Genomic DNA, 21,756 nt, shown 5'->3' with positions numbered 1-21,756 from the left:
GCTGTGCTGTGCTGTGCTGTGCTGTGCTGTGCTGTGCTGTGCTGTGCTGTGCTGTGCTGTGCTGTGCTGTGCTGTGCTGTGCTGTGCGCTATTGATATAGTAAGAGAGTAGATGTGTGTAGTTAGATTTACAAATGGTGTTATCTATTTGAATGGAGAGATTCTATGGAAGTACCAACAGTAAGTGTAAAAGACATGTTACCATTTCAGCGTCCCCGTGAAAAATTTCTTGCTTTAGGACCATCCCATATGGCGATGGAGGAATTGCTAGCTATTTTATTGCGTACTGGGGTGAAAGGTCAGTCTGCCATATCGCTAGCGAGTGATATTGTACAGTCCTATGATGATGGGGAGTACGGTCTTAATAGAATGACCGTTGAAGAGCTTATAAAAATTAAGGGAATTGGTACAGATAAAGCGGTAACTTTGTGTGCGGCTCTTGAGATGGGGCGACGATTAGGGGAACTAAAAATTAAGGAAACATACGAAGATTTTTCTCAACCTTTTGTCATTGCTCAATATGTAATGGAGCGCCTGCGACACGAAGATGTGGAGCATGTATGGGCAGCTATGTTGACGTCTCGAAATAAGTTGATTCAGTTAGAACATATTTCGAATGGAGGTTTAGTATCTAGCCTCGTAGAGCAGCGAGCTGTTTTTAAGAAGGCCATAGCTTGTAATGCGGCAGCCATTATCTTAATACATAATCATCCATCTGGCGATAGCCGGCCTAGTGACGAAGATATTCGGCTTACCAAGTTATTTGTTAGTGCAGGTCAGTTTATGGGAATACCAGTATTAGATCATATTATTATTGGTGATAATGAATTCACTAGCCTTAGTGAAATAGGTAAACTTAGTTAGAGAATGCACATATTAATAGTAAAAGCACTCATAATAATGAGTTCACTCTTTCTGATTTGTTCAGTGAAGAGATGTATACATCATTATAGGAGTGCTTTTCTATTCAATAGATAAAGTCGCATTATATGTGGTAAAATGGAATGATGATGTAATGAAGGAGATTTTACTATGAGTTCCATTTTACCTACTCTAGGAAAAGATGTAAGTATAGATATTGGTTCCATACAGACGCGCCTCATGGGGGGGACGCGAGGAACTGTTATAAGCGAACCATCTATTATAGCAACTGATACAAAACAAGAAAAAGTAGTAGCCGTTGGGGATGAAGCGGCACGTCTTGTATTGCGTATGCCCGATATGTGGCGCCCTTTGACACCATTAAAAGATGGATTTATTGTGGACTATCGAGTTATGCACACGATGCTTAACTATTTTCTGAATAAAGTGTCTAATGCATTGCGCCGCGCTCGAGTTCTTGTTGGTGTTCCTTGTGGGATGACCGACGTTGAGCAAAGAGCGATGATGGATGCTGTTATTCAGGCTGGAGCACGCGAAGTATTTCTTATCGAACGACCTGTCGCTGCAGCCATTGGTTGCGGTGCACCTATCTTTGAAGCTCGTGGATCTATGGTCATTGATATTGGTGGTGGCACTGTCGATATGGGCATTGTTTCATTGGGCGGCATTGTAGACAGTAAAACGATTCGCTTCGGTGGCTCAGATATCAATAATGCATTACTACGCTATGTACGTGAGTGTTTTGGGGTTATCGTTTCTGAAGAAATTATAGAAGATATTAAACATACAGTAGGCACTGCTATGGCACCTTTAGAAGATGCTGAATATGCCTTTCAAGGCCGTGATATGATGAATGGTTTAGGCAGACGTTGTGTTATTCATCAGTCAGAGGTATATCAAGTTGTTAATGACTGTATTGCTGGTCTTTTAGATGAAGTGAAACAAATGATTCGTTCTGCTGAACCTGAGATTGTAGCAGATATTATGCAATATGGAATATATCTTACTGGTGGTACTGCGCAACTGTCGGGTTTGGCTGAGCGTATCGGGGGCGAGTTAGGTGTGCCTGTACATGTTCCGGATGCACCAGAGACAAAAGTCGTTGTGGGCCTTAACGGGGCTTCATCTGACTTGGTGAGCTTATCACGTTTTATTGTGAATTCTAAAAATAGAAAGGGCCAAGACTAATATGATACAGTCAGATAAAAAGTTAATTATCGTTGTTGTCATTAGCTGTATCCTATTAGCGTTGCTCGGATTTGCATGGAAACAACGAACTAGTATTCCTTTTGTTACTGTCACTCTTGAAGGTATTACAACGCCATTTGCTTATGGATCTGCCCGTTTGCTTGACGGTGTACAAACCGGTTTTACAGTGCTCAATAATGCTATTTCTGCAACTATTGAAAGTGATGAGGCAGCATCTCGCAAGGCTGCATTAGAACAAAAGGTTGTTAACTATGATGAAGTAGTAGCAGAAAATATTCGACTTCGTCAATTGCTCAACTATAAGAGCAATCATCCGGAATTCTCCATGACTTTAGCAGGTATTATTACAAAGGATTACGGCACATGGACAAATACTTTCACTATCGATAAGGGTAGTGAAGAAGGGATGGCTGTCAATATGGCTGTCGTTGTACCAAGTGGGGTAGTTGGTTTTATTACCGATGTATACCCTCACTCTTCTCGAGTACAAACCATTCTTGACCCGCGTAGTGCAATCGGTGTTATTGTACAACGTCCTGAATCTCGCCTATCTGGTGTCGTAAAAGGTGATGGCGACTCACCTCGTACGCCATCAATGGTAAATATTGCCCGTGATGGTGATGTATTAGTAGGGGATAAATTAATCACCTCTGGGTATGGTGGTATCTACCCTAAAGGATTGCCTGTTGGTAATGTACAGTCCATCGAAAATGATACGGAAGGTTTTGTAAAGAATGCCGTAATTACACCAAGTGTGGACTTCTATCGTTTAGAAGAGGTGTTTGTCCTTACATCATCTTCAGTAAGTGCACCACCAAAACCAGGGCTTGAGCCTAAACTAGTACCTCAAACACAACGGGATCAAGTTGAAGGGGCAAAGGGGGCCGTTAAACCATGACGCGTCTAGCTTTAGTCCTCTGTGGATTCTTAATTTACTTTATACAGGCGCAATTATTGCCTGCTATTTTTCATACGAATTGGTTGCCAAATTTAATTTTGACCACCATTGTTATAGTCACACTATTTAAAGGTCGTTATATGGGGCTGATGGCAGCTGTTATAGGTGGTATTGTACATGATGTATTGATATCTAACTTCTTTGGGCTCCATTTATTCCCTTACGTTCTTGTGGTTTACCTATTATCTGCAGTGAAACATCGACTCTATGAAGAACGTTGGTATTGGTCCAGTGCTATTGTAGCCATTTGTACATTACTTGATGGATTTATCCGCAGCTTAATGATATTGGCCAGTGGCGGAGATTTACATATAGGGGTATATATGTGGCATATGGTTATACCAGTACTATTTTGGAACGGTTTATTGGCGGCCATCGTACATGGATTATTGTGGCGTAAGGACGAACAGCAAGATTATATTTGGTAATAAATTAGTAAGGGGGTGAAAGAGTGCTTGAAGGCCTCTATAAACGAAGAAAAACGAGTCGCTTTGATGTACTCTTTTACATTGTAGCGGGTATATTTATAGTGTTAGCATTGCGTTTGTTTATGCTACAAATCTTGGCTGGTGGCTATTATCAAGCCAAGGCGGAAGGCAACCGATTGCGCATGGTACCGATGACTGCAGCACGAGGCGTTATGTATGATCGTAATGGTCAAATTCTTGTAGGCTCTCGACCTGCCTATACTATATCTATCATGCCTACCGGAAAGGCTTTGGATGATGGTGAAGTTGCTAAATTGGCAGCTTTATTAAAAATGAAGCCTGAAGATATTACAAAGAAGGTTAATGATCACAAGTATGGTTATGAGCCAATACGTATTGCTAATGATATTTCTATGGACGTAGTGACAACCATTGAAGAGCATCGTCATGAATTACCAGGTGTAACCATTGATGTTGAGCCACTTCGATACTATCCATATGAAACGATGGCTTCTCAATTATTTGGTTATGTTGGTGAAGTGAGTGAAGAGGAATTAGAAGAGCTAAAACAGCAAGACCCTAATACACTGGTAAGTGGTGGTACTATTTTAGGTCGTTCTGGTCTCGAAAAATTATATGATTCTATTTTGCGTGGTACCGATGGTGGTAAACAAGTTGAGGTAGATGCTACAGGTCGTCCCGTGGCTGAAGTAGATAGAAAACATACGGTGCCAGGCGCTAATATTCATCTAACCATCGATGTGAATTTACAAAAGGCTGCAGAAGAAGCTGTTAAAAACCAGCTCGATCAATTGCGTGCGCAAGGTATTCCCGCACAAGGGGCAGCAGTGGTGGCCATGGACCCTAATACAGGGGCTATTTTAGCTATGGTCAGTGCACCTGAATTTAATCCAAACTGGTTTTCTAAAGGGATTACAACTGCTCAATGGAATCAGCTGAATAATGATAAAAATCATCCTTTTGATAATAAGGTTATTTCTGGTGAATATCCACCAGGATCACCATTTAAGATTATTACTGGTACAGCAGCGTTAGATCTTAAAAAGGTTACTCCTGAAGAGATGCTCTTTGACAGTGGTAAGCACTGGTTGATCGATAAGCGAAATGCAGAAGGTGAAGCCTTAGGATGGCTTAATTTTAATAGAGCGCTTGCTAAGTCAGATAACGTTTACTTCTATGAAATGGGTAATCGCGTTGGTATAGAAAATCTCGATAAATATGCTGCTTATTTTGGCATTGGCGAAAAGACTGGTATTAATTTACCAGGTGAGGCGTCTGGCATTATGGCAAGCCCTGAGTATAAACGAAAAGTATATGATGAAGATTGGTACTTAGGTGAAACCTTCGATGCTGCTATTGGTCAATCTTTTACCTTAGTTACGCCATTGCAAATGGCTGTTTTGCTCAGCGAAGTAGCTAATGGTGGTATTAAATATAAACCTTATGTGGTAAGCCGTATTGATAATAAAGATGGCACTCCGAAAGAGATTTTCGGTCCTGATAAATTAGGTATTCTACCAGTTCCAAAAAATATTATGGACCTTATTCGAGAAGGTTTGCGTGATGTTACAAATGAAGGCGGTACAGCAGGGGACTTATTTAAAGGCTTCCCAATTAATGTAGCTGGTAAGACTGGTACTGCAGAAAATGCACATGGCCGAGATCATGGCTGGTTTGTAGCCTATGCACCATATGATAAGCCACAAATTGTTGTGGTTGCACTTGTTGAACAAGGTAGCTTTGGTGCGGGCTCTGCAGGTCCAATCGTACGTGATGTGTTAGCCGCATATTTCAATGTACCATTAAATAAAAAAACGAATGACACAAATACTAAAAGTAATAAAGATAGTGCAACTGTAGGGAATACGCCTAATGGGCAGAAACCTCAGAATGCAGTAACAAGTGGGCAACCAAGAAAGGATTAGTATGGGCGAAATCATTGGTGTTGTATCCGGCAAGGGTGGCGTAGGTAAAACGACCGTCACTGCATGCTTGGGTGCAGCCTTAAGTCATGCAGGGCACCGCGTATTGCTCTGTGATGGGGACTTTGGATTGCGCGATTTGGATCTCGTATTAGGCGTGGCAGATGAAATTATCTATGATGCACTTGATGCGAGTGAAGATAAAGAATATACAGATGATGCTATCGTATCAATTGCAGAAAATCTAGATTTCTTACCAGCTAGTCAAAGTGCACGCTGGGAAGATATAGGTCGAAAGAAGTATAAGAAATTAGTTCGTCGACTTTGTGATGTATATGACTATATTCTGATCGATGCACCAGCAGGGATTGGTAAGGGCATTGAGTCAATTTTAGATCTTGTGAGTCGTTGTATCATTGTGACACATCCATTGTGGGTATCCTTGCGCAATGGGGCGCGTATGATTCAAGTGTGTCAAGAACATAATATTCGCGACTTTGCTATTGCCTTTAATGCAGTGCCAGTAGATAGTGAAGACATAGATTTATATGATATGTTGGAAGTCCTTCGCGCCGAGTATGTAGGGGGTATGATTCCTTATGATGAAGATATCCTAACATATACACAAGATGGTCATTTGTTAGACCTTGCTTCTCATGAGTTTTGTAATGTATTAGCACCTCTTGTAGACTATGTTGTGACAGGCGATTGTTGGGAAGATTATGATGTACAAAAACAATTTGATGCCTATGTAACTAAGAAAAAAGCGGCTAAAGAAGAATCATGTACACCGACTCTTGCTTCAGCTGGTGAGTCTATCTTTGAAGATTCGAATGCTGTTTTGTATATTAATCGCGGTGGATGGACTACTCAGCGTTTATTAGTGCAAGGTAAGCAAAGTTTATGGCGCCGTCGTAAATTGAAATAGGTGATATGATGTGGCGGAAACTATGGAATGATAGCGACTGGGCTATTATCATATGTACTTTTCTACTGGTTTGTATTGGCTTAGCAGCTATTGGCAGTGCAACTCATGTTAATCAAGAGCCTATTGGATTTGGTAGTTTAGTAGTAAAGCAACTTATATTTTTCCTTGCTAATGCAGCTGTTGTGATAGGCATGCAATTTCTTAACTACCATCGGTTAAAGGATTGGGGCAATATCATTTATGGCATTACCCTTTTGATGTTAATTGCCGTTATGGCCGTTGGTACATCTGCATTGGGTGCTCAACGGTGGATTCAACTGGGTCCTATTACCATTCAGCCATCAGAATTTTCTAAATTATTGATGATTATCTGTATGGCCAAAATGCTAGAGCCTCGTATTGGCAAGTTAGATACATTTAAGTCTTTAATATTGCCTGTATTATATGTTGGGGTACCTATTGGACTTGTATTTTTACAACCTGACTTAGGTACATCTCTTGTGTACATTGCCATTTTTGTGGGAATGCTATTTATCTCTGGCATTAAAACTAGACTCATAAAAATCATCGCGGGCACTGGTTTATTATTGATGCCGTTAGGCTGGTTTGTACTGAAAGAATATCAAAAACAACGTATTCTCGTATTCTTAAATCCAGATATTGATCCCTTTGGATCTGGGTATCATATTATCCAATCTAAGATTGCCATTGGTTCTGGTTTGATTTTTGGCAAAGGTATTTTTAATGGCACACAAAGTCAGTTGAACTTCTTACCAGAAAACCATACGGATTTTATTTTCTCCGTTATTGGTGAAGAGTTTGGCTTTGTAGGTTGTATCATAGTATTGTTATTGCTCTTTATGCTTATTTATCGCAGCATTAAAGTGGCGTATATGTGCAATGATAATTTTGGTATGTTATTAGCTACAGGTATTGCCACCATGTTTACCTTTGAGGTACTCGTAAACGTAGGTATGACAATTGGTATTATGCCTGTTACTGGTATTCCATTGCCATTCCTTAGTTATGGTGTTAGTGCATTGACTACGAATATGTTGAGTATTGGTATTTTGTTAAATATCGCAATGCAACGGACAAAATATATTTTTTAAATAACCTATATATAGGATTGATTGTGAAAGAAGTCTTTCAGAAAAGACGGAGGATGTATGATTCAATTAGATACGTCATGGTTACAACATGTCCAAAAGCCTGCTCGTTATACGGGTGGCGAATATAACAGTATCGTAAAAGATCACAGTACTGTTGATGTAACAATGGCATTAGCTTTTCCAGATGTATACGAAGTGGCCATGAGTCATTTGGGTATCAAAATTTTATATGGTCTTGTAAACCGTCGTGATGATGCAGCAGCGGAACGTGTGTTTGCACCTTGGCACGATATGGAAGAGGAGATGCGCAAGCGCAACATTCCTTTATTCTCTTTGGAAACTCGTACGCCTATTAAAGACTTTGATGTACTAGCCTTTACGCTTCAATATGAGATGAGCTTTACTAATATTTTGAATATGCTCGATTTGGCTGGCATTCCTATGTACGCTAAAGATCGTGATATGGATTTCCCGTTACTCGTATGTGGTGGCCCATGTGCATTTAATGTAGAGCCTATTGCAGATTTCTTTGATATTGTATCTCTCGGTGAATCCGAAGAATGGGGCGATGAATTTATCGACCTCTATAAAGCTGAAAAAGCAAAAGGTTTCCCTGGTGGTAAAGAGGCGTTTTTGCGTAAAGTGGCTCAAATTCCTGGTACCTATTGTCCAGCGTTATACGATGTAGAATACACAGAACAAGGCGATTTTAAATCTATTACACCTCGCTTTGAAGATGTACCGGCAGCTGTAGAGAAACGCATCGTAGAGGACGTAGAAAATGTATTTTACCCTACAAAACCTGTGGTGCCTTTCTTAGATATTGTGCATGACCGCGCAGTACTAGAATTATTCCGCGGCTGTACACGTGGTTGTCGTTTCTGCCAAGCGGGAATGCTATACCGCCCTGTTCGTGAAAAGACGCCAGAGCGTTTGCTTCAAATTGCTAAGGATACGATTGCTAACACTGGTTATAATGAAATCTCTTTGATGAGCTTAAGCTCTGCGGATTATTCTAAATTGCCAGAGTTAGTAGACATGCTCATGGAAGAGTTCAAAGACAAACAAGTAAGCGTAAGCTTGCCATCCTTGCGCATCGATAGTTTCTCCATCGATATTGCGAAAAAGGTGCAACAAGTACGTAAGAGTGGTCTTACTTTTGCTCCTGAAGCGGGTACACAGCGCATGCGCGATGTTATCAACAAAGGCGTTAGCGAAGAAGATTTATTGGCAGCGTGTACAAATGCCTTTAAATCTGGGTGGAATACAGTTAAATTGTACTTCATGATGGGCCTTCCAACTGAAACAGATGAAGATTTGGCAGGTATTGCTGATTTGGCGTATAAGGTGCTTGATTTACATCGTGATATTACGGGTAAACGCAATGGTTCTGTAACTGTGAGCGTATCCTTCTTCGTGCCAAAAACACATTCTCCATATCAATGGTATGGTCAACAAGATGTAGAGGAAATTCATCGTAAGCAACGCTACTTAAAATCTCTCATCAATAACCGCAATATTTCTTATCACTATCATGATGGCTATACTGGCTACATGGAGGCTGTCTTTGCTCGTGGGGACCGTAGATTATCTGAAGTTCTTGTAAAAGCCTGGGAAGCAGGTTGTAAATTTGATGGTTGGACTGAGTTCTTCAACTATGAAACTTGGTTACAAGCATTCGCTGACTGTGGTTTAGATCCTGCATATTTTGCACGTCGTACTCGTGATTTCGACGAACCATTACCTTGGGATCATTTAGATTGCACTGTAAGTAAAGCTTTCTTGAAACGAGAGTGGGAACAAGCGGTAGAGGCAAACTTAACAAGTGATTGCCGTCGCGGTCCATGTAAGGGCTGTAACGTATGTCCAGAGCTAAATACTGCAATTATTGACTATAAGGAGGGTGGCAGAGTTGAAAAAGTTACGTTTGGCCTTAAATAAAGGCGAAAAATTGCGATTCTTGTCGCACCTTGATTATGCACAAGCAGTAGAACGTATGATTCGCCGCGCAGAAATTAAAATGGCTTATTCTGAAGGCTTTAATCCACATATGAAAATTAGCTTTTCCTCTGCACTTGCTCTAGGTGTAACAGCAGCGGCTGAATATATCGATATGGATGTGCTAGAAGAGGACTCTTTAGAGTCCATTATGGAGCGTTTGAACCGCGTAGCACCGCCAGGTCTTGAGGTGCTAGGTGGCAAGGAAATGCCTGAAAAGGTTAAAAAGATGATGGCTATCTGTAACTTTGCTATTTACGAAGTAACAGGTCCTGTAACGGATGAACATGCTGATTGGGATGCTTTGCTCAAATCTTTCAATGAAGCTACGGAGATTTCTTATGAAAAGGTAACGCCTAAGAAAACTCGCACTATTGATGTGAAAGAATTTGTAAAAGAACCTATCGTAGCATCTGTTAAGGACGGTATGGTAACCCTTACTATGGGCATCGGCATCTATCCGCAAGGTACTATTAAACCTAGTGAGGTATGGAACCTTGGTAAAGACCAATATAACTGGCCTATTACAAGTGGCTATGAAATTCACCGTAAAGCGATTATGGTGGAAAACGAAGAAGGTCGTTACACTCCATTGGAAATTAACTACTAATACTCGTTATATACATCTTAATTACTAATATCTCTACATAAATCTTAAGCGGTTTATATACGCTTTAGTGCTTTAAAAGAGCTATATATTTTAAATTGAACGAAGGGAGGGATAGGATGCATAAAATTTTGGTCAATGTTATGCGAGAAGAAATCCGCATGGCTGTTATCGACGAAGATGGACAGTTAGTAGACTTTGTCTTAGAACGTACTGATGAGTCTCATATGGCAAATCATATGTACAAAGGCACTGTTAAGAACGTATTAAACGGTATGCAAGCGGCCTTTATTGATATAGGGGGCTCGCAAAATGCGTATTTGAACCTTCAACAGGGGAAAGAACAGAAAATCTTGCCACGCCTATCTGTGGGACAACAAATTCTCGTACAAGTGGTAAAAGAGGAAATGCTTGGTAAAGGTGCTCGCGTTACAGCTGATGTGAGTTTGGCAGGACGTTTTATGGTGCTTTTACCATATTCTGAAGGCATGCATATTTCTAAGAAAATTACTGATGAAGCAGTACGTGCTAAATTACAAGAATTAGCAGCGCCTTATGTACAGGAAGGCTGTGGATTTATTATTCGTACCGCAGCTGCCAAGGCTAGTGCTGACGAAATCGGTCGTGATATGGAATATTTATGGCGTACATGGCAACATGTATTAAAACGATTTAAGGTGGCTAAGAGTGGTACTGATCTCTATAGTGATGCGGATTTTTGGTTCCGCCTTGTGCGAGACTATGCGCATCGCAATGTAGAAGAGATTATTGTAGATTCTGATATGGGCGAGTCCCGATTGCTGGATCTCTTAGGTCATGGGCCTACATCACAGCAAATTAAAGTAACACGTCACCGTGGTAGCACACCTATCTTTAAAGCCAATCATATTGAACCACAATTAGAAGATCTTATCTCTCGTGATATCAATCTACCTTCCGGTGGCTCTATCCGTATTGATCATACGGAGGCTCTCACCGTATTTGATGTAAACTCGGCTCATTACACAGGTAAGTCTAATAAGTTAGAAGATCTGGCTTTTACAGTCAATAAAGAGGCGGCAAAGGAAATTTGTCGACAATTGCGATTGCGCGATATTGGTGGTATTATCGTCGTCGATTTTATCGATATGAAGGATAAGTCCCATCAACAAGAGTTGTTAAAATTGTTGAGCGCACAGGCCAAGTTAGATAAGATGAAAACTGTGGTATGTGGTATTAGTTCGCTTGGTCTTGTGGAGATGACAAGAAAGCGTGCCCGTCAAGGTTTGCAAACTTTGATGTTTGATACATGTCCTCAATGTGGAGGCACTGGATACATGTTGTCAGGTAGAACTGTATACATGCAAATTATCCGTCGTATACGTGAGCTGTTTAAATCAGGTCGCATTAAATCTAATCTAGAAATCGAAGTACATCCAGAGGTAGCCCAATACTTAACTAAGGCTGTCCTTGAGGAGTTAGGCGATTCTATAGGGCGTAAGATTTCGATTGTAGTGAATTCACAAATTAGCCGAGAAGGATATTCTTTGATGGCAGTAGCAGAATAAGTAAGTAGTTTTTATAGGTGAGTTTCGTGTCTGTATTTGAAATTATATTAATTAGTATTGGTCTAGCCATGGATGCCTTTGGTGTATCGATTGGTAAAGGTTTATCAATGCCGGTAGGTGAAAATGGCCGAAAGGTTACATTGGCATTCTTATTTGGGTTATTCCAGTTTCTCATGCCTGTTATGGGCTGGCTTATTGGGCGCCAGTTTATCGATGTCATATCTGAATGGGATCATTGGATTATCTTTGGACTTCTGGGCTATTTAGGTGTTGCTATGATACGAGAAGGCCTTAGTGATGACGATGAAGATGATGATAAACAGTTTTTAGGTGCTTGGGAAATGATTATGCTATCTGTGGCAACTAGCCTTGATGCGATGACGGTTGGTTTAACCTTTGCTTTTCTACCTATTAATGTATGGGAAGCCTCTACTATGATAGGGGTAATTACCTTTGGTATTTCTCTTATTGGTGTGTACCTAGGCAAATTTATGGGCCAGTTCGTGGGAAAATATGCAGACATACTAGGTGGGGGTGTATTGATTCTCATCGGTACAAAAATACTTTTACAACACCTCGGTATTATTGGAGAATTTTAGAGGTTTGTATATATATGAAAGTATCATAAACTGAGCTATGTATGTTGAATTTTGTTTGACATAGATAGGTAAATACGATATACTATATCAGTATTAGTTTGGTTTACTGAACTTTGCAATCCGCGTGAAGCAGGTTTAAACGCCCGACCGAAGTTCGGGTCGGGATACCGAATTCAGCGAGTTCGATAACAAGGAGGTGTTCTCATGTACGCAATTATTAAAACTGGTGGTAAACAATATCGCGTTGCTGAAGGCGATGTAATTACTATCGAAAAATTGGAAGCAGCTGCTAACGAGTCCGTTACATTCGAAGAAGTTTTGACTGTAGTGAATGACGGCGACGTTAAAGTTGGCGCTCCTCTTGTAAACGGTGCAAAAGTTACAGGTACAGTTCTTGAGCATGGTAAAGGTAAAAAAATCTTAGTATTCAAATACAAAGCTAAATCCAACTACCGTCGTCGTCAAGGCCATCGTCAACCGTTCACAAAAGTTCGTATTGAATCTATCCAAGCTTAATTATGGTTTCTATTGAAATCCAGCGGAATAGTGATGGTCAAGTCATTGGTTGTCACCTATCCGGTCATGCAGGATATGATGAGCATGGCTTCGATATCGTATGTGCTGCAGTGTCTGCTTTAACGGCAACGGCAATGTTAGGACTTACCCAGATTGCTCAACAAGAAGGGGAATATACGAATAGCGAAGGTCGATGTGATATGGTTCTCTCTGGGACGATTAACCAGAGTGGACAGGATATTCTGGGGACTATGCTTCTCGGTCTAGAGGAAATTAGCCGTCAATATCCAGAGTTTGTCCAAATACACGAAATATAGGAGGTGAACTTAATGTTTACTTTTGATTTGCAATTGTTCGCACATAAAAAAGGTGTGTCCAGTACTCGTAATGGTCGTGACAGTGAATCTAAACGTCTTGGTGTTAAATGCCATGATGGTTCCATCGTAAAGAGCGGTAACATCATCGTTCGTCAACGTGGTACTCACTTCCACCCTGGTACTAACGTAGGTATCGGTAAAGATGACACTTTATTCGCACTTGTGCCTGGTAAAGTAGCATTCGAACGTGCTGGTCGTTACAACCGTAAAGTTAGCGTATACCCTGTAGAAGCTTAATTTTACAAAGACTATTAATCCCTAGTGGTTTTCCACTAGGGATTTTTTGTTTTCTGTAGTGTGTGTCTGATAGATATATTATAATTAAGCTTAGCATTATCATATTGGTAATGATAAAATAATTAGAATCATTATGCTTAAGAATACTAAATAACTAGCAACAGTGAGTCGATATTTTGCTATTAATATACATATGACGAGATAGGGGGCTTTATGGCGCTGCTAGAATTATCAAATATATCTTATATTGTAAAAGACAAATCTATTATCAGTGATGTATCTTTATCGGTAAATCAAGGCGATTATATTACTATTGTAGGTCCTTCTGGAAGTGGTAAAAGTACACTTTTAAAATTATGTAGTGATCTGATTAGTCCTACATCGGGAACTATTACTTATAATGATCGTCCCTTAACGGCTATAGATCCTGAATCTTATCGTAGAGAGGTGGGCTACTGCTTTCAAAGACCTTATTTGTTTGCGAAAACAGTAGGTCGTAATATTCTATTTCCTTTTGATATTCGCGGTTTAAAACCGGATATGAGTCGTATAGAATATCTCTTTGATCTACTACATATGCCACTAAATTATATGGAGCGCGGTAATGATGAGTTGTCTGGTGGTGAAATGCAACGAATATGCCTTATTCGGAGCCTTATTTTTGAGCCTAAAGTGTTGCTTTTAGACGAGGTTACGTCTGCCTTAGATGCGACGAATACATCTATTGTAGAAAATGTTATTGATGAGCTTCATAAAAAGGGGATCACCATTATCTCCATTACTCATAATGAAGAGCAAAGCTTGCGTACTGCAAATCGCCGCATCACTATCGTAGACGGTCAATTAGCTAAAGAGGAGGTACTGATATGAGTCAGTTTCAAACTATATCTACTATATCGTTGTGCCTTGCATCAGTGCTAGTTATTATTAGTATGATTATGTCTTATCGACAAGAATTGAAGCTAGAAAAGGATATTTTCATCAGTGCTATACGTGCTACAGTTCAACTATTAGTCATCGGGTTTATTTTATCCTATATTTTTAGTACGGAAAGTCCAATATTTATTATTGGCTTACTTGGATTTATGGCTTTTAATGCCGCTTATAACTCAGCTAAACGAGGGCAAGGGATTCCGCATGCGTTATGGATTTCTTGGTTTGCTATCACCATTGGTGCATGGATAACCTTATCTATTTTATTGGTAACTGGCGTGCTTAGTTTTACTGCGTACCAATTGATTCCTGTTGGTGGTATGGTCATTAGTGGTGCTATGGTAGCCATTGGGCTTTGTTATCGTCAAATGCTATCAAATTTTGAATTGCGTAAACAAGAGGTGGAAATTAAATTAGCCTTGGGTAGTACACCTAAACAAGCTTCGAAAGCGATAGTTCGTGATGTTATAAAGACGGGTCTACAACCTACTGTAGATAGTGCCAAGACATTAGGTATCGTAGCGCTGCCGGGGATGATGACAGGCCTTATCCTAGCAGGCATGCCTCCATTAGAAGCTGTAAAATATCAAATGATCGTTACATTTATGTCGTTATCCACTATATCCATTGCTTGTTTTATTACGTGCCAGTTGTCTTATAGGACATTTTTTAATACTAGAAATCAATTATATAAGTAATTTCTATTAAAATCTTAATAGTAAATAAGGAATTAATTTAATTACATACATTTTAGTCATATTCGATATAGATAATCGATATAAATTAGAAATTCCCATATTATAAAGGTTGCTTCCTCTTATGAGGGAGTAACCTTTTATTATTGTGTGTCAAATTCCTATGTTTTTTAGTAGGAATAGTGGTATACTATGTACAGTATCAGTGAAATACCAGAAGACTGGTTGTCATATACTTTCATATACCTAAAGAGGGGTGGCGTTGCCACTAGAAAGATTTGAGGTAAGTACTATGTATGATGTAAAATCTCCAAAGGCGGAGGAATTTATTTCCCATCAGGAAATCCTTGACACCCTTGCCTATGCAGAGGAAAACAAGGAAAATCGGGAGTTGTTAGATGCTATTTTAGCAAAAGCTGCTACATTTAAGGGGTTAAATCATAGAGAAGCAGCTGTTCTATTAGAATGTCCGTTGCCTGAATATAAGGAAAAGCTTTATGCGTTAGCTAAAGAAATCAAGAAAGCTATTTATGGTGATCGCATCGTTCTATTTGCACCATTATATTTGTCTAACTATTGTATTAATGGTTGTGTATACTGTCCGTACCACTCTAAAAATCGCGATATTAAACGTAAAAAGTTGACTCAAGACCAAATTAGAGAAGAGGTTATTGCCTTAGAAGCAATGGGGCATAAGCGCATTGTTATTGAGTCTGGTGAAGATCCTCTTAATAATCCTCTTGAATATATTTTGGAATCTATCAAGACTATTTACGGTATTAAAAATAAAAATGGCGAAATTCGCCGTGTAAACGTAAATATTGCAGCTTGTTCCGTTGAGGATTACAAGAAATTACATGAAGCTGGTATTGGTACATATACATTATTCCAAGAAACGTACAATAAAGAAAACTACGAAGCACTTCATCCAACAGGCCCTAAGAGCGACTACGCCTACCATACAGAGGCGATGGACCGCGCTATGCAAGGTGGCATTGATGATGTAGGTATCGGTGTTCTTTATGGCTTAGAACATTATAAATATGATTTTGTAGGTTTGTTGATGCATGCAGAGCATTTAGAAGCAGTATTTGGTGTAGGTCCACATACAATTTCTGTACCTCGTATTTGTCCAGCTGATGATATCGATGTAGATGATTTCAGTAATGCTGTACCTGACGATATATTTGAGAAAATCGTTGCTCTTATTCGTGTATCCACACCGTATACAGGTATGATTATGTCTACCCGTGAAAGTCAATCCATGCGTGAACGCGGTTTGGCATTAGGTATCTCCCAAATTAGTGGGGGCTCTCGTACTAGCGTAGGTGGTTACAAAGAAGAAGAGAAACCAGAGGATAATTCGGCTCAATTTGATCGCAGTGATACACGTACATTAGATGAAATCGTAGATTGGTTACTAGATCTTGGATATGTGCCTAGCTTCTGTACTGCATGCTATCGAGCAGGTAGAACAGGGGACAGATTTATGGCCCTCGCTAAATCCGGTCAAATCCATAACTGTTGCCAACCTAATGCATTGATGACATTGAACGAATACATCATGGATTATGGTGATGAAAAAACTAAAGCTCATGGCGCTAAGGTTATTGAACAACAGTTAGAAAATATCAAAAATGATTTAGTTAAAGATAAAGCTAAAGCTTATATTGCACAGATGAAAGACGGCGAACGAGACTTCCGGTTCTAAGTAATTCACTGATCGAGAACCTCCTATTGATAATGGGAGGTTCTTTTTTGTTGAGAAAAACACAAAGCTTAAATGAGAATAAAATATATAAAATAGTTTATTTTGTTCACTTTTTGATGTATAATAAATAAAAATGATAATGATAATACGTTGAAGTTTTATACTAATATTGATTATAAACTACTGAGGGATATGATGATTAAGAAAAAACGTTGGCGCATTTCCACAAGCGACAAAGAACAAGAGAATATCTTAATCCGTGAACTTGGTGTGAATCCTATTGTGGCCAAATTAATGGTTAATCGCCACATAGATGTTGATGAAGGGCGTCGGTTTTTACAAGGCTCTTTGTCTGATTTGTTAGATCCATTCGCATTAAAAGATATGGATGTAGCTGTTTCGCTAGTTCAGGAGACAATTGAAAAACATAAACCAATCGTTATTTATGGTGATTATGATGTAGATGGCATTACTGCCACATCTGTTCTATATCGTTTTTTAAAGAAACTAGGTGCTGATGTTACCTATTACATACCAGAGCGTCAAAGTGAAGGGTATGGCCTCAATTTAGATGCTTTAGAGCACCTTATAGAACGGGGTACAGCTTTAGTGATTACCGTAGACTGCGGTATTAGTTCTTACGATATTGTAGAATCTGTACGAGATCGTATCGATATGATTATTACAGATCATCATACGGCACCAGAGATGATTCCACGAGCAAAGGCTGTTATTAACCACAAGCAAAAGGACTGTCACTACAAGGATAAGAACTTATCCGGTGTTGGGGTTGCTTTTAAATTATGCCAAGCATTGTGGCTTACAAAGACTGGTGAATGGTATTTAGATGATTTAGATATCGTTGCATTAGGCACTGTGGCGGACGTTGTGCCGTTAGTCGGTGAGAACCGCATCATCGTAAAAGCAGGCCTTGAAAAGATGAATAGTCATCCAAATCTAGGAATTAAAAAGCTAGTCGATGTAGCAGGTCTCCATGAGCGAACTATAACATCTGGACATATTGGTTTCACCTTAGCCCCACGGCTCAATGCAGCAGGTCGTGTAACTCATGCAACACGTGCTGTTGAGTTGCTAGTTACTGATAATGCTGACATGGCTGAAGCGATTGCTGAAGAATTAAATGAAACAAATCGTGAGCGTCAAGAACTAGAGAGAAATATTCACGAACTAGCTCGTATCGATGTGGCTAACCAAGGCCATAAGGCAGACTATGTAACCGTTGTAGCCGGTGAAGACTGGCACCCTGGTGTTATCGGTATTGTGGCTTCTCGCTTAGTTGAGGAGTTTTATAAGCCGACCCTGGTTATTAGTATCCACGATAGCATTGGCAAAGGCTCCTGTCGTAGTATCGATGGTTTTAATATCTACGATGCACTGAAGTCTTGCGAAGATGTGTTATTACAATTCGGTGGCCATGCTGCAGCAGCAGGCTTCAGTATTGATGCAAATCGTATAGATGAGTTGCGAGACCGTTTGACTGCATATTGTAAGGAGCATGTAACAACAGAGGAATACATTCCCGTTGTTGCTATTGATGCGGAACTACCCGTTGATGATATCGATGTAGATATTATTGACCGCGTATCAGCCCTTGAGCCATATGGTATGGCCAATAGTACGCCGGTCTTTGCCGTTATGGAAGCAACCGTACAAGATATAATGCTAATGGGACAATTGAAAAATCATTGCAAGGTGATTTTAGAAACCTCTAGTGGCACATTGGATGCCATTGCTTGGAATCGTCCCGATTTATTTAAAACTATATTCATTGGAACTGTGGTGAAAGTAGCATTTTCATTGCAAAAGAATGAATGGCAAGGGATGGTTTCTCCACAGCTTATGATCCAAGCTATTGAACCGCTCACTGAAGAGCCGATTACGCTTTCCACGGAAGGTCTTAGACAAATGTATGTCATAGTAAAACAAGCTATGCGTGGTCGTAGTCAATCGGTTTATAATGTGGAACAAGAAATTTTGCGCCGTAAGCCGGCAGATCAAAATAATCGCAGTGCCCTTACATCCTTAGATGTATTTAAGGAGTTGGGCATCATAGAAGAATATACCAGTGATGATGGTCAATTAATGCTAAGATGGAATGCCATTGAAGGAAAATTAGATCTTGTCACGTCCGTAACATTTCTTACCTATAGTGTATAGGAGGTGACACCATGACAACTGTAAATGAAGAAGGCAAAGCTTTAGTAGAACAAAGCACTTTTGATAAAGGAAAAGCTTTAGCTGAATTTATGGAGTATATCCATACCTATTTAACAGATGATGAGTGTAACCAAGTATTAAAGGCTTTTGAGCTTGCAGATAAGGCTCACGAAGGTCAGCTTAGAGCTTCTGGTGAACCGTATATCATGCATCCACTAGCAGTAGCTGATATTTTGGCACACTTACAAATTGACCATATCACACTTATGGCAGCACTCATGCATGATGTGGTTGAGGATACATCATATTCAAAGGAAGACTTGGAGGAAATGTTTGGCTCTGAAGTAGCATTCCTTGTTGATGGTGTAACGAAATTAAACCAATTCCAATATGAAACAAAAGAAGATCGGCAAATGGAAAATTATCGGAAGATGATTTTAGCCATGGCGAAGGATGTGCGCGTCGTTGTTATTAAACTAGGTGACCGCCTACATAATATGCGTACCTTAAAGCATATGCGTAGCGACAAACAAAAGCGCATTGCCAAGGAAACATTAGAAATCTTTGCTCCTTTAGCACATCGCCTTGGTATCTTCAATGTGAAATGGGAGCTGGAAGATTTATCATTCCGGTATTTAGAACCAGAAAAATACTATGATCTTGTAGATCAAATGAAACAAAAACGCCAAGCTCGTGAAGACATTGTAAATGATACGATGAGTCAACTCACTAAGGCTTTAGGCGAAGCTCATATTAAGGCGGATATCAAAGGTCGTCCAAAACATTTCTACAGTATTTACAAGAAGATGAAAAAGGACAATCGCGATTTATCTCAAATCTATGACTTGCTTGCAGTTCGCGTTATCGTTGATACAATTCCTGATTGTTACGCGGTACTAGGCATTGCTCATAGTTTGTGGAAACCATTGCCATATCGTTTCAAAGATTATATTTCCATGCCGAAATCTAATATGTATCAATCGTTACATACTACGGTTATCGGTACCATGGGGCAACCTGTAGAAATTCAAATCCGTACATGGGAAATGCACCGCGTATCTGAATACGGTGTTGCAGCGCATTGGCGTTATAAAGAAGGCAATAAAAATGGCGATAAGGATTTCGACCAAAAGGTTGCGTGGTTGCGCCAAGTATTGGAATGGCAAGATACAAGTAATCCAACAGAGCTTGTAAACGCTTTAAAATTAGACGTATTCTCCGGTGAAGTATTCGTATTTACACCAAAAGGCGATGTTGTTAAATTGCCGATAGGTTCTGTTCCACTAGATTTCGCATATCGTGTTCATACCGATGTAGGGCATAGATGCGTAGGTGCCAAGGTAAATGGTAAAATTGTACCTCTTGATTACACCTTGCAAAATGGTGATATCGTAGATATCATTACATCTAAAACCGGTCGTCCGAGCCTTGATTGGCTTAATATCGTAGGTTCTTCTGAAAGTAAGAGTAAAATACGCAACTGGTTCAAGCGTGAAAATAAAGCTGAAAATATTGAAAAAGGCTTAGAAGCTCTTGAAAAAGAAGCAAAACGATTAAATTATAACTGGAAAGAATTGATTACCGATAATCGACTTCAACAGGTTACGAAACAGCTCAAAGCATGTACAGAAGAAGAAATGTTTGCCGCTTGCGGTTATGGCGGTATCCCTGTAAGCACTGTTCTATTGCGGTTAATTGAACTCTATAAAAAATCTAAAGAAGCAGAAGAGTCTAAACACAGCACTGAACAAATCATTGAGAAACTAAAAGCTCAAGGTCCGAAAACGACCAAGAATGGTACGGGTGTTCTTGTAAAAGGTGAAGCTGGTGTTATGGTGCGTATGGCGAAGTGCTGTAGTCCTGTACCTGGTGACGATATCATCGGTTATATTACGCGGGGCCGTGGCGTATCTATTCATCGTTCTGATTGTACGAGTCTAGGGCATACGCCAGAAGATTTAGAGCGTATGATTGAAGTTTCTTGGGATGGTTCCTCTGGTGAATCTTTCCACGTAGGCATCGATATCCAAGCTTATGATCGAAATGGTCTGTTGATGGAGGTTATGGCTGTACTTTCAGAATTGAAAATCACCATTACAAACATCAATGCAAAGGTTCAAGAAGATACTAAAACCGTAAGTATCAATGTAGTTGTTGATATCCGAGATATTTCACAACTTGATTTTGTTATGACTAAGTTGCGTCGTATTCGTGAAGTATATACGGTACAACGTAGTAAAGGAGGGGCTTAATGAGTGAACAACAATTAGTGCTTATGCGCATGCCATTAGGTCCATTAGGGACTAACTGTTATGTTATCGGAGATAAAGAGGTAGGAGAAGCTTTCATTATTGATCCTGCTACTGCTGAAGTATTAGAGTCTTTAAAGAAACATGATTTAAAACCAAAGGCGATTTTGTTAACCCATGGTCATGGTGATCATATTGGTGGCGTTCAAGATATTGTAGATACATATCATGTGCCTGTATATATTCAAAAGGGTGATGTACCATATTTGGCAGATCCTGAGTTAAATCTCAGCGCCTATAGCAATCCTACACCCATTAAGGTAAATGCTGATATCATCGAGGTTAAGCAAGGTGACCATATTACATGTGGCGCTATTGACCTTGAAGTACTTGAAACGCCAGGTCATACGCCAGGTGGGGTATGTTATTATATGGAAGGCCTTGTATTTGTAGGCGATACACTATTTAGAGATTCTGTGGGACGTACAGATTTTCCAAATGGTTCTTATGAGACGTTAATGGAATCCATTAAAACGCAGCTCTATAAGTTGCCTGATAATACTATGGTGTATCCTGGTCATGGGCCGGAAACAAATATAGGTTATGAAAAACAATACAATCCATTCGTTGGAGCGTAGGTTTTATAAAAT

20 protein-coding genes are annotated in these 21,756 nt (G+C 39.7%); all 20 read left to right on the top strand.

Going from position 1 to position 21,756, the window contains the following annotated elements:
• Positions 1-164 precede the first annotated feature (164 nt).
• The 20 genes from radC (at position 165) to KH109_RS02255 (ending at position 21,744) form a co-directional block, all read left to right on the top strand.
• The gene (gene radC / locus KH109_RS02350; RefSeq protein WP_105094535.1) at positions 165-863 is read left to right on the top strand and encodes a DNA repair protein RadC; all 699 of its coding nucleotides are present in this window, start codon (positions 165-167) and stop codon (positions 861-863) included.
• Between the two features lie 168 nt (positions 864-1,031).
• Positions 1,032-2,069: a rod shape-determining protein gene (locus KH109_RS02345; RefSeq protein ID WP_060923982.1), complete on the top strand. Its 1,038-nt coding sequence runs from the start codon at positions 1,032-1,034 to the stop codon at positions 2,067-2,069.
• A 1-nt stretch (position 2,070) separates the two neighbouring features.
• Positions 2,071-2,988 (top strand): rod shape-determining protein MreC, encoded by a 918-nt coding sequence (mreC, locus tag KH109_RS02340; protein WP_060923981.1) that lies wholly within the window; start codon positions 2,071-2,073, stop codon positions 2,986-2,988.
• Positions 2,985-3,476: a rod shape-determining protein MreD gene (mreD, locus tag KH109_RS02335; protein ID WP_060923980.1), complete on the top strand. Its 492-nt coding sequence runs from the start codon at positions 2,985-2,987 to the stop codon at positions 3,474-3,476. The genes mreC and mreD overlap by 4 nt, the downstream gene beginning before the upstream one ends.
• 23 nt (positions 3,477-3,499) lie before the next feature.
• Positions 3,500-5,422: a penicillin-binding protein 2 gene (gene mrdA, locus KH109_RS02330; protein ID WP_295215349.1), complete on the top strand. Its 1,923-nt coding sequence runs from the start codon at positions 3,500-3,502 to the stop codon at positions 5,420-5,422.
• A gap of 1 nt (position 5,423) precedes the next feature.
• The gene (locus KH109_RS02325) at positions 5,424-6,347 is read left to right on the top strand and encodes a P-loop NTPase (protein WP_295215347.1); all 924 of its coding nucleotides are present in this window, start codon (positions 5,424-5,426) and stop codon (positions 6,345-6,347) included.
• Between the two features lie 8 nt (positions 6,348-6,355).
• Entirely contained in the window at positions 6,356-7,459 is a 1,104-nt protein-coding gene (gene rodA / locus KH109_RS02320) for a rod shape-determining protein RodA (RefSeq protein ID WP_082717856.1), read from the top strand.
• Between the two features lie 57 nt (positions 7,460-7,516).
• Entirely contained in the window at positions 7,517-9,400 is a 1,884-nt protein-coding gene (locus KH109_RS02315; RefSeq protein WP_295215344.1) for a TIGR03960 family B12-binding radical SAM protein, read from the top strand.
• On the top strand, positions 9,372-10,067 hold the full coding sequence (locus KH109_RS02310) for a TIGR03936 family radical SAM-associated protein (protein ID WP_178884685.1): 696 nt from the start codon (positions 9,372-9,374) through the stop codon (positions 10,065-10,067). The genes KH109_RS02315 and KH109_RS02310 overlap by 29 nt, the downstream gene beginning before the upstream one ends.
• A gap of 116 nt (positions 10,068-10,183) precedes the next feature.
• Positions 10,184-11,611: an Rne/Rng family ribonuclease gene (locus tag KH109_RS02305; protein ID WP_295215340.1), complete on the top strand. Its 1,428-nt coding sequence runs from the start codon at positions 10,184-10,186 to the stop codon at positions 11,609-11,611.
• Between the two features lie 26 nt (positions 11,612-11,637).
• Positions 11,638-12,210, top strand: a complete 573-nt coding sequence (locus tag KH109_RS02300; protein WP_295215337.1) for a manganese efflux pump MntP family protein — start codon at positions 11,638-11,640, stop codon at positions 12,208-12,210.
• Positions 12,211-12,414: 204 nt separating this feature from the next.
• Positions 12,415-12,726: a 50S ribosomal protein L21 gene (rplU, locus tag KH109_RS02295; RefSeq protein ID WP_004698652.1), complete on the top strand. Its 312-nt coding sequence runs from the start codon at positions 12,415-12,417 to the stop codon at positions 12,724-12,726.
• Positions 12,727-12,728: 2 nt separating this feature from the next.
• Positions 12,729-13,043: a ribosomal-processing cysteine protease Prp gene (locus tag KH109_RS02290; RefSeq protein ID WP_119206461.1), complete on the top strand. Its 315-nt coding sequence runs from the start codon at positions 12,729-12,731 to the stop codon at positions 13,041-13,043.
• A 12-nt stretch (positions 13,044-13,055) separates the two neighbouring features.
• On the top strand, positions 13,056-13,340 hold the full coding sequence (rpmA, locus tag KH109_RS02285) for a 50S ribosomal protein L27 (RefSeq protein ID WP_004696430.1): 285 nt from the start codon (positions 13,056-13,058) through the stop codon (positions 13,338-13,340).
• A 213-nt stretch (positions 13,341-13,553) separates the two neighbouring features.
• Positions 13,554-14,210: an ATP-binding cassette domain-containing protein gene (locus tag KH109_RS02280; RefSeq protein WP_295215329.1), complete on the top strand. Its 657-nt coding sequence runs from the start codon at positions 13,554-13,556 to the stop codon at positions 14,208-14,210.
• Positions 14,207-14,971, top strand: coding sequence for an iron export ABC transporter permease subunit FetB (gene fetB, locus KH109_RS02275; protein ID WP_105085890.1), 765 nt, complete (start codon positions 14,207-14,209; stop codon positions 14,969-14,971). The genes KH109_RS02280 and fetB overlap by 4 nt, the downstream gene beginning before the upstream one ends.
• A gap of 289 nt (positions 14,972-15,260) precedes the next feature.
• The gene (gene hydG, locus KH109_RS02270; protein ID WP_060923969.1) at positions 15,261-16,679 is read left to right on the top strand and encodes a [FeFe] hydrogenase H-cluster radical SAM maturase HydG; all 1,419 of its coding nucleotides are present in this window, start codon (positions 15,261-15,263) and stop codon (positions 16,677-16,679) included.
• Between the two features lie 195 nt (positions 16,680-16,874).
• Positions 16,875-18,857: a single-stranded-DNA-specific exonuclease RecJ gene (gene recJ, locus KH109_RS02265; protein ID WP_295215366.1), complete on the top strand. Its 1,983-nt coding sequence runs from the start codon at positions 16,875-16,877 to the stop codon at positions 18,855-18,857.
• An 11-nt stretch (positions 18,858-18,868) separates the two neighbouring features.
• Positions 18,869-21,109 carry a bifunctional (p)ppGpp synthetase/guanosine-3',5'-bis(diphosphate) 3'-pyrophosphohydrolase gene (locus KH109_RS02260; RefSeq protein WP_060923967.1) on the top strand — a complete coding sequence of 747 codons (2,241 nt, stop codon included), beginning with the start codon at positions 18,869-18,871 and terminating at the stop codon, positions 21,107-21,109.
• Positions 21,109-21,744, top strand: a complete 636-nt coding sequence (locus tag KH109_RS02255; protein ID WP_060923966.1) for an MBL fold metallo-hydrolase — start codon at positions 21,109-21,111, stop codon at positions 21,742-21,744. Before KH109_RS02260 ends, KH109_RS02255 begins: the two co-directional genes overlap by 1 nt.
• Positions 21,745-21,756: the final 12 nt, after the last annotated feature.

Origin of the sequence: Veillonella sp. (assembly GCF_018381775.1) — a bacterium.
GTDB lineage: Bacteria > Bacillota > Negativicutes > Veillonellales > Veillonellaceae > Veillonella.
This window is presented reverse-complemented; position numbering and strand designations above follow the sequence as displayed.

What these genes read in the sequence shown, in the direction of transcription:
- rplU (WP_004698652.1), top strand. Translation starts at nt 12,415, where the DNA reads ATGTACGCAATTATTAAAACTGGTGGTAAACAATATCGCGTTGCTGAA.
- KH109_RS02260 (WP_060923967.1), top strand. Translation starts at nt 18,869, where the DNA reads ATGACAACTGTAAATGAAGAAGGCAAAGCTTTAGTAGAACAAAGCACT.
- KH109_RS02315 (WP_295215344.1), top strand. Translation starts at nt 7,517, where the DNA reads ATGATTCAATTAGATACGTCATGGTTACAACATGTCCAAAAGCCTGCT.
- fetB (WP_105085890.1), top strand. Translation starts at nt 14,207, where the DNA reads ATGAGTCAGTTTCAAACTATATCTACTATATCGTTGTGCCTTGCATCA.
- KH109_RS02255 (WP_060923966.1), top strand. Translation starts at nt 21,109, where the DNA reads ATGAGTGAACAACAATTAGTGCTTATGCGCATGCCATTAGGTCCATTA.
- KH109_RS02290 (WP_119206461.1), top strand. Translation starts at nt 12,729, where the DNA reads ATGGTTTCTATTGAAATCCAGCGGAATAGTGATGGTCAAGTCATTGGT.
- KH109_RS02305 (WP_295215340.1), top strand. Translation starts at nt 10,184, where the DNA reads ATGCATAAAATTTTGGTCAATGTTATGCGAGAAGAAATCCGCATGGCT.
- mreD (WP_060923980.1), top strand. Translation starts at nt 2,985, where the DNA reads ATGACGCGTCTAGCTTTAGTCCTCTGTGGATTCTTAATTTACTTTATA.
- mreC (WP_060923981.1), top strand. Translation starts at nt 2,071, where the DNA reads ATGATACAGTCAGATAAAAAGTTAATTATCGTTGTTGTCATTAGCTGT.
- radC (WP_105094535.1), top strand. Translation starts at nt 165, where the DNA reads ATGGAAGTACCAACAGTAAGTGTAAAAGACATGTTACCATTTCAGCGT.
- rpmA (WP_004696430.1), top strand. Translation starts at nt 13,056, where the DNA reads ATGTTTACTTTTGATTTGCAATTGTTCGCACATAAAAAAGGTGTGTCC.
- KH109_RS02345 (WP_060923982.1), top strand. Translation starts at nt 1,032, where the DNA reads ATGAGTTCCATTTTACCTACTCTAGGAAAAGATGTAAGTATAGATATT.
- KH109_RS02325 (WP_295215347.1), top strand. Translation starts at nt 5,424, where the DNA reads ATGGGCGAAATCATTGGTGTTGTATCCGGCAAGGGTGGCGTAGGTAAA.
- KH109_RS02280 (WP_295215329.1), top strand. Translation starts at nt 13,554, where the DNA reads ATGGCGCTGCTAGAATTATCAAATATATCTTATATTGTAAAAGACAAA.
- rodA (WP_082717856.1), top strand. Translation starts at nt 6,356, where the DNA reads ATGTGGCGGAAACTATGGAATGATAGCGACTGGGCTATTATCATATGT.
- recJ (WP_295215366.1), top strand. Translation starts at nt 16,875, where the DNA reads ATGATTAAGAAAAAACGTTGGCGCATTTCCACAAGCGACAAAGAACAA.
- hydG (WP_060923969.1), top strand. Translation starts at nt 15,261, where the DNA reads ATGTATGATGTAAAATCTCCAAAGGCGGAGGAATTTATTTCCCATCAG.